This window comes from Romboutsia sp. BSD2780061687b_171204_C1, assembly GCF_015560225.1.
Taxonomy (GTDB): domain Bacteria; phylum Bacillota; class Clostridia; order Peptostreptococcales; family Peptostreptococcaceae; genus Romboutsia_C; species Romboutsia_C hominis.
Genome location: NZ_JADMRK010000005.1, coordinates 150,186 through 164,949, shown reverse-complemented (window position 1 = coordinate 164,949; position 14,764 = coordinate 150,186). Strand labels below are relative to the sequence as shown.

The 14,764-nt window shown below is 28.7% G+C and carries 20 protein-coding genes; 3 read left to right on the top strand and 17 right to left on the bottom strand.

Translation table 11 applies throughout. The features are described from left to right. Position 1: 1 nt before the first annotated feature. From I2H23_RS15665 to I2H23_RS11115, 9 genes are all read right to left on the bottom strand, one after another. Positions 2-127, bottom strand: coding sequence for a YebC/PmpR family DNA-binding transcriptional regulator (locus I2H23_RS15665; RefSeq protein ID WP_195581650.1), 126 nt, complete (start codon positions 125-127; stop codon positions 2-4). Positions 128-353: 226 nt separating this feature from the next. Beyond that, on the bottom strand, positions 354-1,325 hold the full coding sequence (locus tag I2H23_RS11150) for a response regulator transcription factor (RefSeq protein ID WP_195581645.1): 972 nt from the start codon (positions 1,323-1,325) through the stop codon (positions 354-356). Between the two features lie 267 nt (positions 1,326-1,592). Further along, positions 1,593-2,387 carry a hypothetical protein gene (locus I2H23_RS11145; RefSeq protein ID WP_195581644.1) on the bottom strand — a complete coding sequence of 265 codons (795 nt, stop codon included), beginning with the start codon at positions 2,385-2,387 and terminating at the stop codon, positions 1,593-1,595. A 676-nt stretch (positions 2,388-3,063) separates the two neighbouring features. Next, the gene (locus tag I2H23_RS11140; protein WP_195581643.1) at positions 3,064-3,843 is read right to left on the bottom strand and encodes a hypothetical protein; all 780 of its coding nucleotides are present in this window, start codon (positions 3,841-3,843) and stop codon (positions 3,064-3,066) included. A 168-nt stretch (positions 3,844-4,011) separates the two neighbouring features. Next, positions 4,012-4,578 carry a tyrosine-type recombinase/integrase gene (locus I2H23_RS11135; RefSeq protein WP_195581642.1) on the bottom strand — a complete coding sequence of 189 codons (567 nt, stop codon included), beginning with the start codon at positions 4,576-4,578 and terminating at the stop codon, positions 4,012-4,014. Positions 4,579-4,798: 220 nt separating this feature from the next. Next, positions 4,799-5,131, bottom strand: a complete 333-nt coding sequence (locus I2H23_RS11130) for a helix-turn-helix domain-containing protein (protein ID WP_195581641.1) — start codon at positions 5,129-5,131, stop codon at positions 4,799-4,801. A gap of 287 nt (positions 5,132-5,418) precedes the next feature. Further along, the gene (locus tag I2H23_RS11125; RefSeq protein ID WP_195581640.1) at positions 5,419-5,955 is read right to left on the bottom strand and encodes a hypothetical protein; all 537 of its coding nucleotides are present in this window, start codon (positions 5,953-5,955) and stop codon (positions 5,419-5,421) included. A 17-nt stretch (positions 5,956-5,972) separates the two neighbouring features. Further along, positions 5,973-6,554 carry a hypothetical protein gene (locus I2H23_RS11120; protein ID WP_195581639.1) on the bottom strand — a complete coding sequence of 194 codons (582 nt, stop codon included), beginning with the start codon at positions 6,552-6,554 and terminating at the stop codon, positions 5,973-5,975. Between the two features lies 1 nt (position 6,555). Beyond that, entirely contained in the window at positions 6,556-6,783 is a 228-nt protein-coding gene (locus tag I2H23_RS11115; protein WP_195581638.1) for a helix-turn-helix domain-containing protein, read from the bottom strand. Positions 6,784-6,946: 163 nt separating this feature from the next. On the opposite strand from I2H23_RS11115, the gene I2H23_RS11110 reads away from it, so the two are divergent. Continuing rightward, positions 6,947-7,279, top strand: a complete 333-nt coding sequence (locus I2H23_RS11110; RefSeq protein WP_195581637.1) for a helix-turn-helix domain-containing protein — start codon at positions 6,947-6,949, stop codon at positions 7,277-7,279. A 47-nt stretch (positions 7,280-7,326) separates the two neighbouring features. Here I2H23_RS11110 and I2H23_RS11105 read toward each other — a convergent pair whose 3' ends face one another. From I2H23_RS11105 to I2H23_RS11090, 4 genes are all read right to left on the bottom strand, one after another. Further along, positions 7,327-8,232 (bottom strand): tyrosine-type recombinase/integrase, encoded by a 906-nt coding sequence (locus tag I2H23_RS11105; RefSeq protein ID WP_195581636.1) that lies wholly within the window; start codon positions 8,230-8,232, stop codon positions 7,327-7,329. Positions 8,233-8,431: 199 nt separating this feature from the next. Beyond that, complete coding sequence (locus I2H23_RS11100) at positions 8,432-9,154, bottom strand: YebC/PmpR family DNA-binding transcriptional regulator (RefSeq protein WP_092923731.1); 723 nt, start codon at positions 9,152-9,154, stop codon at positions 8,432-8,434. A gap of 131 nt (positions 9,155-9,285) precedes the next feature. After that, the gene (nadE, locus tag I2H23_RS11095) at positions 9,286-10,041 is read right to left on the bottom strand and encodes an NAD(+) synthase (RefSeq protein WP_195581635.1); all 756 of its coding nucleotides are present in this window, start codon (positions 10,039-10,041) and stop codon (positions 9,286-9,288) included. 139 nt (positions 10,042-10,180) lie between these two features. Further along, complete coding sequence (locus I2H23_RS11090; protein WP_092923725.1) at positions 10,181-10,369, bottom strand: ferredoxin; 189 nt, start codon at positions 10,367-10,369, stop codon at positions 10,181-10,183. A gap of 198 nt (positions 10,370-10,567) precedes the next feature. Here I2H23_RS11090 and I2H23_RS11085 point away from each other — a divergent pair, with 198 nt between their 5' ends. Both I2H23_RS11085 and I2H23_RS11080 read left to right on the top strand, forming a co-directional pair. Next, positions 10,568-10,936: a sulfite exporter TauE/SafE family protein gene (locus I2H23_RS11085; RefSeq protein ID WP_195238293.1), complete on the top strand. Its 369-nt coding sequence runs from the start codon at positions 10,568-10,570 to the stop codon at positions 10,934-10,936. A gap of 1 nt (position 10,937) precedes the next feature. Then, positions 10,938-11,330, top strand: a complete 393-nt coding sequence (locus I2H23_RS11080; protein WP_166505991.1) for a sulfite exporter TauE/SafE family protein — start codon at positions 10,938-10,940, stop codon at positions 11,328-11,330. Between the two features lie 29 nt (positions 11,331-11,359). Here the strand turns inward: I2H23_RS11080 and I2H23_RS11075 are convergent, their stop codons facing one another. The 4 genes from I2H23_RS11075 to I2H23_RS11060 form a co-directional block, all read right to left on the bottom strand. Beyond that, complete coding sequence (locus I2H23_RS11075; protein ID WP_195581634.1) at positions 11,360-12,274, bottom strand: DUF2935 domain-containing protein; 915 nt, start codon at positions 12,272-12,274, stop codon at positions 11,360-11,362. 424 nt (positions 12,275-12,698) lie between these two features. After that, entirely contained in the window at positions 12,699-13,343 is a 645-nt protein-coding gene (locus tag I2H23_RS11070) for a YigZ family protein (protein ID WP_092923713.1), read from the bottom strand. Between the two features lie 141 nt (positions 13,344-13,484). Next, positions 13,485-13,922: an NUDIX domain-containing protein gene (locus I2H23_RS11065; protein WP_092923710.1), complete on the bottom strand. Its 438-nt coding sequence runs from the start codon at positions 13,920-13,922 to the stop codon at positions 13,485-13,487. 173 nt (positions 13,923-14,095) lie between these two features. Then, complete coding sequence (locus I2H23_RS11060; RefSeq protein WP_166505993.1) at positions 14,096-14,761, bottom strand: HEAT repeat domain-containing protein; 666 nt, start codon at positions 14,759-14,761, stop codon at positions 14,096-14,098. Positions 14,762-14,764: the final 3 nt, after the last annotated feature.

The following is a 14,764-nucleotide window of genomic DNA, read 5'->3' as shown; positions in this document are numbered from 1 at the left end:
ATTATTCTTCGATTTCCCAGTTATGAGCTATAGATTGAACATCATCATCTTCTTCTAACATATCAACTAATTTTTCCATGAACTTTAATTGTTCTTCATCAGTTAATACTGTTGTAGTTTGAGGTATTAATTTTACCTCTTTTTACTGCTAGTTCTTACTATATTAAATGTAATAAAATTACAACGTATATCTTAACCTATAAAAGTATTATTTTTTATTAAATACTTCCTTCTACTCCTATACTAGCATATACCTTAACATCTGTATAGGTCATTTCAACAAATTTATATTCCCCCAAGTGTAATGGTTATATATATATTAATATAAATGATACACCTAGGGGAAGTCTCAATTAACTTGCATTTTTTATATCTAAATCTAAAACTTCTTTAAAGCTATCATCTAAGTAGATAATATTATATCCTTCTAAATTTCGAGTTATCTTTTTGATATCATTAAACTTATAATTAAATGCATTTGTAATTATATCTAACATTATATCATCCTTCATAAAAGCAGGCTCATATTCTGTTTTATACACACTCCAAAGTTTAGTTATTCCTAATTCTCTTTTAAAATAATCAAAGGCTAAATACTTATGATGCATATTAACATTTAGTGCTTTCTCTCCATTTTCAAACATCGATTTAACTCTATTATAATCAGATTGATTTTTCATATTTGCTCTATTTGCTATTTCAATAACTAGTTTATTAAAAGTATCCATTAACTCATTATCAACTAATATTTTTTCTTCAGCAAACTGATAGGCAGGCTCTCCATTGACTATTTTAATTCTGTATTTAAAACAATCCTCTGTATTATCTGCATAAGGTATTAGCGTACTTGTACGTGTATTAAATTCCATATATTCTGTACTTATATAAGTTACCATTTTGCTTAAATTACTCGGTTTAAATACATTGTTACTTACTAATATTTTTTTGTATTTACGTATAGTACTTTCACTTACTTTCATTTGTCTTGCAATCTCTTTGGTGGATAATACACTTGCATCTGATTCACTTTTTTGTTTAGATAATATAAGCCCCATATAATACAGTAACTTATCTATATTGGTTTGCCTATTAAATTTCCATACATTATAGGCTATCTCTTTAAATATATCATATGCTACCTTTTCCTTTGACGACGGTATGTCACTTTCAACTTGATAAAACTTTCGACTCTTTCCTACACCTTCGTATAAGATGTTGTATTCTTTTAATCTTTCTTCACACCTTTTAAAGTTCTTATAAAGTTGATTTTCACTTATCCCTATTAGCTGACTTACGTCTGTTATACTTACTTCTATTGTTGCCATTGTTTTGTGTTCTCCTTATTATTATTTTGTCATTGGAGCAACACACACACTGAAATTACACACTATTTTATAAGTGACTTTTAAAAATCAAGTCAATGACTCTTGACTAGTCATTTCAAAAAAGTTATAATTGACTTATACAAAAGGATGATTATTAAACTCACTTATTGTACATATTATTAATGTAAAAATAGCATTTCTACAATAGGGATTGCAGTCCCTTACTAAATTGCAGTTTAGTGTGTAGTATTGCTCAATATAAATTTTTTATTTTTCTGAAATACTCTTAGTTTGGTCGCCGAGAGTATTTTTTTTATCTATTTCTTTTAAGTAGTCTCTGCTACTTTTGCAATGCTCTAAGTTAAGTATTACATCATTTTGTGTATATATTAACTTCTCTATGCTCTTGTTATCCATAATAGCTTGTAAGTAATCCTCTTTTACATCTCGCTTTAATTTATTCTCTAATGCTTTAATCTCAAATCTTTCATATAAATGAGCATCCTCTTTACTCATATCTTTGTCTAATGTAGTTATAACCTCAAACTTTACTATCTCTGTTTCAAATAGTACTTGGAACTCTTTATCATCTAACTCAGAATATAGCTCTCTAATCTTGTTATACTTATCTTGAATTAACCTATTACAATGTGTATTAGTTCTCATTTCATATAGATGTTCATACCATCTATTTTTAACTTCTTGTTTAGTTACTCCTACATAGTAAATATCATTGTGCCATACAGTATATTTCTTTTTAATTCTATTTATCATAAAGTCTGTATTTATAGTTATCTTGTATATACTCCACCTTCTATTAGCTCTTTCTAATGCTCTCTTTGCTCTAAGTTTTTCTTTCATTTGTTCTATATTGTTATATTTCTTTAACTTAACAGCTTCTCTTTGACATTCTTTGCAATTAGTTTGATAGTAGTACCCTTTACTCTTCTTTTCATATACTCCAAAATGACTCACATATTGATTTGTAGATGCTAAAAGTTTCTCCCCACAATATTTGCATATCCTTGTTTCATCTTTTAATTCTTCTAGTGTTTTTGCCACATTTTTATCCTCCTTTATATTTTATTTGGCAATTTATTCATTACTAATATTTTATCAAATTATCAATAAAATTCCAAATCACCAAAAGTAAATGCCCTTGGTTATACCCCCCCTCATATAATGCCATATAATTTTTTTTTTACGTTGTAGGATTTAACTACAATTTTCACCGTGGATACCTACCTTATAGGAATTTTTCTATTAGCTCTGAGAAGAGCTAATTTTATAACGTATTTTTTCAAAAAAATATTTTTACCTTCTATATTAACCTGAGATATCCTTTGTCAGCTTTTTTAATATTAAATGTATATGATTCCTCAAAATTGCTATAAATCGATTTTACGGCTTATTACGTTAGTGTAATAACTAACTTTTTTATCAATTATCAATGTTAACAATTTTATAAAAGTACCCCCCCTACTCTTCTCCAACTATAGTTCTATGTATAACCACTAGTGTCTATCGTACTGTTCCCGTAACTTACCTTATTTAAAGGTCTAGAAGCTGATTTCACACCATAAAGTAGTCTGTCGCTCGAAGATAATATTTTTCTATGTATATATATTAACTACAGCACCCTCTACAAGCTCTTAGAATGGTTCTCAAGAAGTCACACAGATACCTTTCCAAGCTACTAACCTATAATTTTTAAAACTAAGATTTTATATATATTTCTCTACCATTCAACATCAGGTTCTTCGTAGTTTGCTATAATAATTGGCTTAGATATATTTTTAATTATCGGTTTATATCCTACTACTTTATTTGCTTCTATTGGACTTCTTACTGAAAAGAATCCTATCTTTATTTTTTGCTCATAATAATCCATTCTCAAATTAAAATATCCAACTACTAATTCCATTGGCTCTATATTTTTTTCTCTTACATCCATAGTTAAATTGATTTCAATTATTCCACTATTACCGACTCCAATAGAAGTAGTATTCCTAGCCCATGTTCCAAATTTATCATTATAACCACCCCGATAATTAATCCTATCCAACCTAGGTTTTATAGCTATCCCTAATCCTAGATTTTCTATAAATAATTTAAGCTCCATATTAAATCTATCTTCAGCACATATATTAATATTGCATGTTGGATAATATTTATTAATAGAAGTCAGTATATTTTTATGTTTTACATTCTGATTTATATACTCATCACTTACAATCTTATAATCTAAATATGGTAGTACACTCATTCTTTTATCATCTTCTCTTTTTTCATTCTCATGATTAATAGTAATTTTTAATACTACAAAAGTAATAACTCCTCCTATTGAACTCCCCAATACACTTCCCCAAAAACCAATCCAATCATTACCTTGAGCAACCTCAAAAGGTGCTTTGGTTATTATCAGTACATTTATTAAGTAAGTTGAAAAAAGTATTATTGCTAAAACCATAACTATATACACTATATATTTCCATATACTATTATTTATTTTTCTCATTGTATCATCTCCCCTTTTGACTATGTTGCACCACTAGTCTCTTATACTTACATACTTGTTAGTAGATTTTAATGGTTATAATCAAATCATCTATTTATATAAGTGCTTAATAATAGTCATCCTAGAAAATTGATTTATCTAATTATGTAATCAATTTTCTCATATTATTCAATCAATAAAGAAATCACTTGAAGCTTTATTGATAGCCTGCTGACTTACTCTTATATATCTTTGTGTCGTTGATATGCTTGAGTGATTTAATAATTCTTTAATAAGTTCTAAGTTATGATTATTAGCTTCATACTGCAATGTTGCATACATTTTTCTAAAGCTATGAGTTGATATATTTTCAAGCCCTAAGTAGTTACATATTATCTTTAATTGCTTTTGTATAGCTCTTACTCCAATATTAAATAAGTTGTCACTCTTATTAAGCCTTTTATCAAGTGCATATTCAAGAACCAATTGAGTTATAGCCGAATTAATGTCTCTATATTGTAGCTTATCAGTTTTATCTTCCCTAACCTCTAACTTATTTCCTTTGAAGTTCGCTAACTTAAGCTCTAATACATCCCCTATTCTCAATCCTATATTAGCCTGTAATGTTAATGCTAAAGCCATTTGAGTATTAGCTCTAAAATGCTTTTCCTTGTTACCTTCTGCATATGTAAAACCTTTTTGTATTAATTCTATTATCTCTTTATATTCACTTACCTCTAGTGGTCTCATAGTCATTATTAAACACCTCTTTTATTTAATCTTATACTTTGATTGTATTTAAAAATTCGTGTTTTGTAAATCAAAAGTTCGCTTTTTATTTAATTTTACTTTCATACACTACATAAATAGCTTGATTTCAATATTTACAATAGTAAGTTCGTGTTTTATAGAAAAGACGAACTTATTAACATGCATAAAAAAAGGACTTGTAAAAGCCCTTTCTACTTTGCTACTTCTATTCACTAAGTAACTTTGAAACATAACTTTGAGATAGTCCTAACTCCTCTGCAATTTCTCTCTGAGTCATTCCATCTGATTTCATTTGCCTTATTGTATCTATATAGTCTTTTTTTGAATCAACTTTATCATATACACCCACACTTCTTTTTTGACCATTTGGATATTGAGTTATCTCAATTGATATTCTCTTTTCATCTGTCTCATTTATTATATTAAGCTTATTATTTTCATATACAACTTTAGTTGCATTTTTACTAAGTTCATTTATTGTTAAATTACCTATGTCAGATTTTATAAGTTCATCAGTTTTTATTAACTTGTTACCCATTACATCACAGCCTTTCATCAATATAATATTACTAATATTAATAATATTACTAATATTATATTTTGTCAATAAATAATCAAACAAAAAAGACTAGATGTAACTCTAGTCTCCTCATATCTAATATATTCAATTATTTTGCTCTATTATAGTAATGCCTGTCCTCTATATCTTTCAACTCCTAGAGCATCTTATAGTGTTCTATAGTCATACAACTTGTACTAGACATTTGTAGCTATAATTTAAGGTGATTCACTCAACCTTACATTTTCGCTACATATTGAAATAACTTACTTATCATCTAACTTAATTTCTATTTCCTTTAATAAATTAACCACATGTTTTTCTTGATTTCTTGCTTCTTCAATTGTTTCAGTCATAGTTTCTGCTATATTATTCATACTGTCATAGTCTGGATTATCTACTTCTTCCATGTCTCCTAGTTTACCACTTGACTCTATATATTCAGCGTATAAATCATATACATTTGTAGAAACTTCTATTAGTTTATTATGTAAGCTGTTTATTTCCATATCTTCTACACCGTATGTAGATATGTCTTCTACAAAGTCTTTATACCTATCTCTTATTGCTCCATTACCAGACATTTCCGCTATATTTTCTGAATCCTTGTATCTATCAGCATATTCGTCTTCTTTTTCCCCTAGGTATGTCTTTGTATAATTCCCTTTTATTGTTTTATTGTACGCTCTTTCCAGTCTATCTTTATATTCTGATATTATTACTTTTTCTTGTTTCTCTCCACTACTACATCCAACTACTCCTAATGCTAATAATACTATTGCTCCTAATAATACCTTTTTCATCTCATTCCCCCTATATACTATTGATTTAATGCTTTCAAATCCCTCTCTAATATTAATTGACATTGTTTAGCCTTATCTATTGTAGCAGGACTCGGGTCTAACTCTATATTGTAAACATCTCTATCTGTTATAACCTTAACCTTTAATCCTACAACGGACTTTATATTATCAAATGTTGTTGTCAGTGCAACGATACGTTGTCTATTTTTCTCCATTGTTGTGCATTCAACGTCAACCTTTAATATACTATTTAACTCTATTTGTTTTACTCCTTTGTGCATTTCTAAACAAAATAACCTTTTATCCTTCGTGTATAATAGTTGCTTATCAGGATATTGAGCTAAAGCACTTTTAAGTATAAACTCCATTTTAAAGTCATCAATATCATTTTGTTTGTACGCTTCTTTCATCCAAGACTTATTCTTAGTATCTTTTTTAGCTGTGGATTTAAAGTCAAAATGTAAAGATAAATATGATGCTATTGCTACCAATAACCAAATACCAGATATTCCCATATTACCCTTAAAAATATTAGTTATTGCGAATACAACTGAAAGTGGTAGCCATACTATCAGTGCACAACCTAAATTATCATCCATTCTATAAGTCTCCTCTCTTTTTACTATCATTACTTTTTAGTTCTATAAATGTATCTGCCTTTTCACCAATCACAATTAGTATTTTTTCAAATTCTTCAAAACTTAAAGTACGCTTTCCATCCAAACTTAAATCTAAACATTTCAAAGATATTCCTGTCAGTTTTGATACATCTTCCTTAGATATATTATTTTCTTTAATATAATCGTTTAACTTACTACAAATAGACATTTTTCATCCCCTTCTTATTCCATTTTAATCGGACTAATTATATTTTATTTCAGTATTTTCGGAATGTCAATTCTATTCCCCTCTATATTCCAATTATTGTGGATTTTTGATAGCTATACACTTTATAATTATGTTAATCTATTAATAAAGGTGGTGATTTATTGTGGAAAATCAATTATCTCTAGGTGAAAAAATCAGACTTGCAAGAACTAACAAAGGATTAAAGCAATCTGATTTATCCAATATGCTTGGAATAAGAAATACAGCTGTAAGTAGTTGGGAAAATAATCAAAGTAAGCCCGATATAAATATTCTAGAATCATTATGTTACATCTTAGAAGTAAGCCCTAACTACTTCTTTAATTTAGATAACAAAAATACTATAACCCTAAAAGAGTTAGAGCTAATAAAAAAGTACAGACTTTTAGATTCTAGAGGTCAAAAAACTATAGACACCCTTATAGATATCGAGCTTAAATTCAATAATGAATATTAAATCACCTGATACTTATATAGGTGATTTAATTACTTAATATCAACTATTTACTTCAAGTTCATCAGAGGGCTTGTGGACACACTCATTTCTATTATTTTTTCATCTTTTATACTTTGTAAATATCTTTTAGTTATATCCACAGTCTCGTGACCGAGTAATCTAGATAAACTATATATATCTAATCCATTGCGAAGCTGAGCCTGTGCAAAATAATGTCTGCAAGTATGAGGTGAGCATCTAATAGACCCCCTAACCCTTGCTCTTTCTCCTGCTATCTTTAATACTCTTTCTATAGCTTCTACTGTTAAAGGTCTTCCTCTGTAGCTAAGGAAATAATTGTCATAGTTAACTATACTATCCTTTAGGTACATCTCCCTTATTCGCTCATATTTTATCATTATCTTTTTCAACATCGGGCTTATCGGAACAATACGTTCTTTTCTTCCTTTACCATATATATGTATTACTGTTTCCTTAACATCAATCTTAGTTATATCACATAGCTCTGAATTTCTAACTCCTGTGTCTATAAGCATTGCTACAATACACTTATTGCGTGCATTCATATAAGTATCCATCTTATATGCATCTAGCATCTTCCTTACTTCTGCATCAGTAAATGAATCAATGATTACTTTTTTCTCCTTTAAGAAGCTAACTTTTTTTGCAATGTTTAAACAGTATTCTTCTTTGTAGCAATATGCATAGAAGCTTCTTATATTCTTCAATATTGTGTTTATATAAGTTTCACTTAAGTTTTTATTTTTTAGAAAGTTAAGATATTGCCTTATGTGCAAGTGAGTTATCTCTTCTAGCTCCAGTACTTCAAACTCTGACTTACAATAGTTGAAAAACTTATTAAGGTTATTCTTATAACCCTTTATAGTTCTTTCAGAATAATTTTTAGTTTTAATTTCATACATATACTCTCTATATACATCATTTATGAGCATACAAAAACACCTCCATATTACTTCATAGATTAATCTATACATCGTAACATAGAGGTGTTTTCGTTTACCGTAACACTCTATACATATTTCATTACATTTTCATATAGTATATAAGATGTTTACCGTAACAATTGCAATATTTTAAGATTTTTTAATTACTTAAAATTCTACAATCGTTGATATAACTTCGATACCGCTATTATTCTTCGATTTCCCAGTTATGAGCTATAGATTGAACATCATCATCTTCTTCTAACATATCAACTAATTTTTCCATGAACTTTAATTGTTCTTCATCAGTTAATACTGTTGTAGTTTGAGGTATTAATTTTACCTCAGCAGATATAAATTCATATCCCTTAGCTTGTAACTCATCTCTTACAGCTGTAAAGTCTTCTGGAGCTGTTATTACTTCAAATCCATCTTCTTCTGTTATGAAGTCTTCTGCACCAGCTTCTAGAGCAGCATCCATTAATTCTTCTTCTGAAACTTCATCAGTAGCTTCTATTAACATTTGTCCTTTTTTATCGAACATAAATGATACACATCCGCTAGTTCCTAAGTTTCCACCGTTTTTATCAAAATAATATCTTACGTTACCAGCAGTTCTGTTTTTGTTGTCTGTTAAAGCTTCAACTATAACAGCAACTCCACCTGGTCCGTATCCTTCATAAACTATAGTCTCATAGTTCTCGTTAGCTCCACCGCCTGCTCCTTTAGCTATAGCTCTATCTATGTTGTCGTTTGGCATATTATCAGCTTTAGCTTTTTCTATAGCAGTTTTTAAAGTAGCATTGTATTCTGGATCTCCTCCACCTTCTTTAGCTGCAACAGCTATTGCTCTAGCATGCTTAGTGAATATCTTTGCTCTTTTGGCATCTTGCTTACCTTTTCTATTTATTATGTTTCCTATACGTCCCATACTTTCACTCCTTACTACGTATGATTAATTTTATATTATTTAGAAATATATATATATTTCTAATCATTTAATAAATTCTCATAAATTTATTATTACTCGTAAATTTTAGCATATATATTCAAATTAGTAAATTAGAACTTAGGAGGACCTGCTGGCGTGTGTCTTTTATGCTCACTCACTCTGTGGAGTCTGTCGATTATTTCCTTATCTTTTTGTGGAACTTCATCTAACCTTCCTTCAACTACTGCATCTATCATATCATAAGTTGTACCCATTTCATTTTCATCAGTTTGTCCTTCCCAAAGACCTGCTGATGGTGCTTTATTTATTACATCTTCATGTACGCCTAATACTTTTGCCCACTCGTATACTTCTTTTTTAGTAAGGTTTGATAACGGCACTAAATCTACTCCTCCATCTCCATATTTTGTGAAGTAACCTGTATGTATTTCCGCCGCATTATCTGTTCCTACTACTAAGTATCCTAAATTATTTGCCACTGTATATACAGTACTCATTCTAACTCTCGCTCTTAAATTTGCATCTGTCATTTTTAAATAATCTTCTTTATATAAATTCTTTTCTTTAAGAGAATTTATTACTGTACTTAATATTAAGTCTTGCGGCTGTGTTAAATCTAAGTCAAGAAATTCTATACCGCATCCATTTATAACTTTAAGGGCATCTTCTCTATCATTTGGATTGCTTTTTATGCTCATTATTACACCCATAGAATTTTCAGGAAATGCTTTTTTTATAAGGTAAGCTACTACAGCTGAATCTATCCCACCAGATACTCCAACAATTAAGCCTTTACTATTAGCTTCCTTAACTTTTTCCCTTAACCACTCTACAGTTTTTTCTATCTTTAACTTTATATCTTTCATATTTATCTCCTATCCACACTTTACATATTTTGTATATTTTCATTATATCATATGTTTATAAATAAAAAAAATCCATCTATTTAGAACTAATTAATTACTTAAATAGCTATCTAAAAATAGATGGATTTTTTATTTTAAATTAGTCTACGCTTATTGCATCAACTGGACAGCTTTCTTCAGCTTCTTTAGATGCATCTTGTTCACCTTCTGGAACTTCGCCACTTATTGCCACTGCTTTTCCATCATCGTCCATTGAAAATACTTCTGGACATATAGTTGGACATAGGCCACATGATATACATGTATCTTTATCTACTACTGCTTTCATAATTGAACTCTCCTACATAAATATATTTTCAGATGATTTTCTGAATTTCTCCTTCTAATTGAAGGTATTTAAGCTCGTTTAATCATAGTATAACCATATATATAAATTAAAATTCAAAATTATTTTCTCTTAATTATTATATATTACATAAATATAATTTAGCATTTCTGTAAAAGCTATCTTTAAAAGGTGATTATAATGAAAAATAAACATTTTAATTTTAATATTAAAAATACATTAATAGGTCTTATAACAGGGTTTATAAATGGGGTATTTGGATCTGGAGGAGGTACTTTATTAGTTCCTATATTAAACAACATATTAAAGGTTGAAGAACACAAGTCCCATGCTACTGCATTGGCGATAATAGTTTTTCTTACAAGTGCAAGTTCTGTTGTATATATTTCTAATGGTACCTATGATCTTGAGCTTACATTTAAAGTGGCTGTAGGAAGTGTTATCGGTGGAATATTAGGAGCCAAGCTTTTGTGTAAAGTAACCGGGCGTTTTTTACGGATTTCATTTGGGCTTATTATGATTATTGCATCTTTAAGGATGGTGTTTTAGATTGCTGTATTTAATAGGATTTTTAGGTGGGATAATAGGTGGAATGGGTATGGGCGGCGGAACTATTTTAATACCAGCCCTAATCTTATTCCTAAATATTGATCCAAAGATAGCTCAAAGCATAAACTTACTTTCTTCAATTCCAATGACAATATTTGCATTAATGGTTCATATAAAAAATAAAAACACTATTTTAAAACTTATAATTCCAATTGCAACCTTCGGTGTTATTGGTGCTGTTATTGGTTCTCTAGTAGCTAACCACCTTTCATCAGAACTACTTAGAAAAATATTTGGAGTATTCCTTTTATCCATAGGATGTTTAGAGATTTACAAAGGTATAAAATGCCCTCCTAAATCTTGTAAATGTAGTTTTAAGAAAATAAAAAAATGAGTTCTAATAAATAGAACTCATTTTTTTATTTACATGTTTTGGTAAGATTGTAATAATCTTATATAATGATTAGCTTCTCTTAATACATGATCTCCAAGAAGTGGAAGTATTATAGATCTTATTTTACAACTTGCAATCCCCTCTGTTCCTGCTTGTTTGAAGTTTCTAAGTTGAATAGTTTGATTTAATGTTTTATTTGTAATACTATTTATCGTTGCATTCATCATATTTTTTGCATCTTCTATTAAATCCTCAAAATCATCTGCAAATTCATCTGCAGTTTCAATTAAGTTATTTTCAGAAGGATCAAGTAGTCCCCTTATAAATAGTGCATGTTCCATCATTATTCGATCCCAGAATAACTCTGTTTCTCTAGCATCTTTAGAATCAATATCAACTCTATTATCAAGATCTTCCACTAATGAAAGATATAATTTTGCCTCACGAAGTATATGTTCAATAAGTAATGGGTAGTTAACTGTAAACAAGTTACAAGATAATACTCCATCTAATAATCTTTCCTTAAAACCAATAAGTCCCTTAAGTAATCTCTTTGCATTGTCATTAAGTTGACCTACATAATTTACTAAATTAGCGCTAACATTAGGATTATTTCCACTACGTAGCCTTGATTCTGATCTAGTTATATTTTGGTCTATTTCTATTCCTGTTAAATTTTGTGTCTTTTCTTCTGTACCTAATGTATAGTTAGTAATAATTTCTCCAGATTGTAAGACATTAGGTCTAATTATTCCATTACTAGCACTCACTGCAAATGATAGTAATTTTTCAAATTCCCTTTTGTAATGTTCTGCCTCATTAGCAAGGTCTGAGTTTTTAGGTGTAAATCCGGCCGCTAAAAAAATAGAGTGCTCCTTCATTATTCTTGCAAAAAATAGATGTAATTCAAGCGATAAAATAGCATACTTTTGATCGTTTATCATATTTCCTCCTAAAAATCAATTTTATATATAATATGCATTTAAATATCACTTAGTGAATAGAAAATTTAATTCTCTTAAGTTACAAATCAAAAATTTTGGCTAATATTTTAAGTAAAGTAAAAATCCTATAATTAATGCATTACATCTTTCTTTATTTTCATAATAATTGAATATCAATAAAAAGTTTACATATTAATACTTTAGTATATAAAAATAGAGTAAGTCAAAATACTTAATCTATTTGGTTTATAAGAATATCACTAAAATTATTTATGGATTTATTTTAGATTCTCCAATTAAAAAACAACCGATGTACAATAAGCTAAAGTTATAATAATCTCTTATATTATAAGATTTTTAAAATGTAAAATTAGTTAATAAACCTAGATTAAAACTAGTTTTTTATATGGCAATTTAATATATACTAAACTATTATTTGACCATCTTTTTCTGATAAATAAAATTCCTCACCTAATGTTATATCTGCCGTAGCACTAGTTATATCTGTCATTCTTGATGTAAGTGCATCAACCTCATTAAGTCTTGAATAAACTATCATCTCAACACTATCTTCATAAATAGTATCTTTTACAAAATACCCCATGTTCATTATCTCATTTTGTATTTTTCCAAGTTGATTGTAATCTATCTTTATTCTAACCTCTTTATACATAACCTTATCTATAATTTTACCAGCTTCAAGGCCTATCTTAGCACCTTTAGTATATGCTCTAACAAGTCCTCCTGCACCTAGCTTAACTCCTCCAAAGTATCTAGTAACAACAACTACCACATCCCTTAAGTCTTCTTTTTTTATAACTTCTAAGCTTGGTATTCCTGCTGTTCCTTGCGGCTCTCCATCATCACTATATCTTTGTATGTTCATACTTTTTCCCACTGTATATGCCCACACATTGTGAGTTGCATCCTTATGCTTTTTCTTTATTTCGTTTATAAATTCTACTGCTTCTTCTTCTGTTTTTATAGGCTTTGCATACCCTATAAAAGTTGATTTTTCTATTATAACTTCATCCATTCCAAATTCATGCAATGTTTTGTATGTACTCATAAAAGCCTCCATCTATCTAAATATTAGTTCTTAATTTACTAACTTTATTTTATACTTTTTATAATATATTATATCGAATAAGCTATTATAAATCAAAAAAGAAAGGGCTAAACCCTTTCTCTTATTTATATTTAATATATATTATATACTTGCACTAGTTTCAACCACTTCTTTTTTTAATTCTTTGTACTTTTTATAAGATATTTCTACTAATGATTTTTCCTTTTTATGTGTTAGTTGTTCTATAGCATCCTTTACCTTAAAGAATCCACCATCTAATAATTCTTTATTTAATACACAACTAGTATCTGATGTTTCCATTATATACCAAGTAACTGAGTTGCATACTTGTTGTTGTCTGCTTCTAGAGAAAAATTCATACATACTATCTCCGGCTACCCCTAAAACTTTTCCTTCTACACCTGTTTCTTGCTTTACACTTAATATTGCACTTTCTGTTTTTAGTTCACCATTAAATATTTTACCTTTTGGAAGTGTCCATTCTCCTCTATCGTTTTTTATCAAAAGAACCTTATTTGCATAAAATACTACTCCACCAGCACAATGTCTTACTATCATTTAAAACCCCTCCTATTTAACTTTCTATAGCATGTAATAAATTTTTAGATATTTTGCTTAAAAAGTAATGTTTCAAAGTTTTTATTAGATTTTCTAATGTTAGGTTTTTAATGTCTTATAGATAAATAACTAATTTGTTAATTATATGTAAAATATTTTTCCTTTATGTTAAGTTATTTATCTATATTTTCTAAATTATAAATAGCGTCTTCATATGCTCTTAATACGTAGTCTTTCTCAAATTGTTTTTTGCTTTTTAGTTGTTTTAACATCTTTAAGCTATTTTCATTTCCAATTTTAGCAAGTGCTTTTGCACAGTATTGTCTAGTTTGAGGATTGGTATCATATAATCCCCTTTGTAAGTACTCTCTACTTTTAGGTGATTCTATCTTCCTAAGGGCTGAATATGTTATCCTTCTTACGTCCGAATGTCTATGACTTGTAAGAGGATGTAGTAATTTTAGGAACCTATCATCCTTTAGCTCTCCTGTTGTCCAAATCAATATCATTAAGTCTTCTGCATTTTTTTCTGTCAGTATTCTTTTGTATAGCTTTCTTTTAAAGTCTATTAAATTTTCTTCACTTAGGCTACTTATAAAATCTAATCTGTCATTTTTGTTTTTCCCTAAAAATTTGTCTATTATGTCTTTTGATAACTCAATTTTTTCTTTTAACATTGATTTTATTTCTAGCTTTGCCTTTATTAATTGGTCATTTACCTCTGTAACTGATATATTTCTTATTTTACTGATTTGAGAAACTGTTTTAGATTCTTTGTATAGAAGATAAGTTATATAATGGTCCTCTAAGTTGCCTATATTGTCCCAACTTATATTCATATT

Excerpts from the sequence above, each read along its gene's own strand:
- I2H23_RS11150 (WP_195581645.1), bottom strand. The coding sequence starts at position 1,325 with ATGGCAACAATAGAAGTAAGTATAACAGACGTAAGTCAGCTAATAGGG.
- I2H23_RS11140 (WP_195581643.1), bottom strand. The coding sequence starts at position 3,843 with ATGAGAAAAATAAATAATAGTATATGGAAATATATAGTGTATATAGTT.
- I2H23_RS11135 (WP_195581642.1), bottom strand. The coding sequence starts at position 4,578 with ATGACTATGAGACCACTAGAGGTAAGTGAATATAAAGAGATAATAGAA.
- I2H23_RS11130 (WP_195581641.1), bottom strand. The coding sequence starts at position 5,131 with ATGGGTAACAAGTTAATAAAAACTGATGAACTTATAAAATCTGACATA.
- I2H23_RS11125 (WP_195581640.1), bottom strand. The coding sequence starts at position 5,955 with ATGAAAAAGGTATTATTAGGAGCAATAGTATTATTAGCATTAGGAGTA.
- I2H23_RS11120 (WP_195581639.1), bottom strand. The coding sequence starts at position 6,554 with ATGGATGATAATTTAGGTTGTGCACTGATAGTATGGCTACCACTTTCA.
- I2H23_RS11115 (WP_195581638.1), bottom strand. The coding sequence starts at position 6,783 with ATGTCTATTTGTAGTAAGTTAAACGATTATATTAAAGAAAATAATATA.
- I2H23_RS11105 (WP_195581636.1), bottom strand. The coding sequence starts at position 8,232 with ATGCTCATAAATGATGTATATAGAGAGTATATGTATGAAATTAAAACT.
- I2H23_RS11100 (WP_092923731.1), bottom strand. The coding sequence starts at position 9,154 with ATGGGACGTATAGGAAACATAATAAATAGAAAAGGTAAGCAAGATGCC.
- nadE (WP_195581635.1), bottom strand. The coding sequence starts at position 10,041 with ATGAAAGATATAAAGTTAAAGATAGAAAAAACTGTAGAGTGGTTAAGG.
- I2H23_RS11090 (WP_092923725.1), bottom strand. The coding sequence starts at position 10,369 with ATGAAAGCAGTAGTAGATAAAGATACATGTATATCATGTGGCCTATGT.
- I2H23_RS11085 (WP_195238293.1), top strand. The coding sequence starts at position 10,568 with ATGAAAAATAAACATTTTAATTTTAATATTAAAAATACATTAATAGGT.
- I2H23_RS11075 (WP_195581634.1), bottom strand. The coding sequence starts at position 12,274 with ATGATAAACGATCAAAAGTATGCTATTTTATCGCTTGAATTACATCTA.
- I2H23_RS11070 (WP_092923713.1), bottom strand. The coding sequence starts at position 13,343 with ATGAGTACATACAAAACATTGCATGAATTTGGAATGGATGAAGTTATA.
- I2H23_RS11065 (WP_092923710.1), bottom strand. The coding sequence starts at position 13,922 with ATGATAGTAAGACATTGTGCTGGTGGAGTAGTATTTTATGCAAATAAG.
- I2H23_RS11060 (WP_166505993.1), bottom strand. The coding sequence starts at position 14,761 with ATGAATATAAGTTGGGACAATATAGGCAACTTAGAGGACCATTATATA.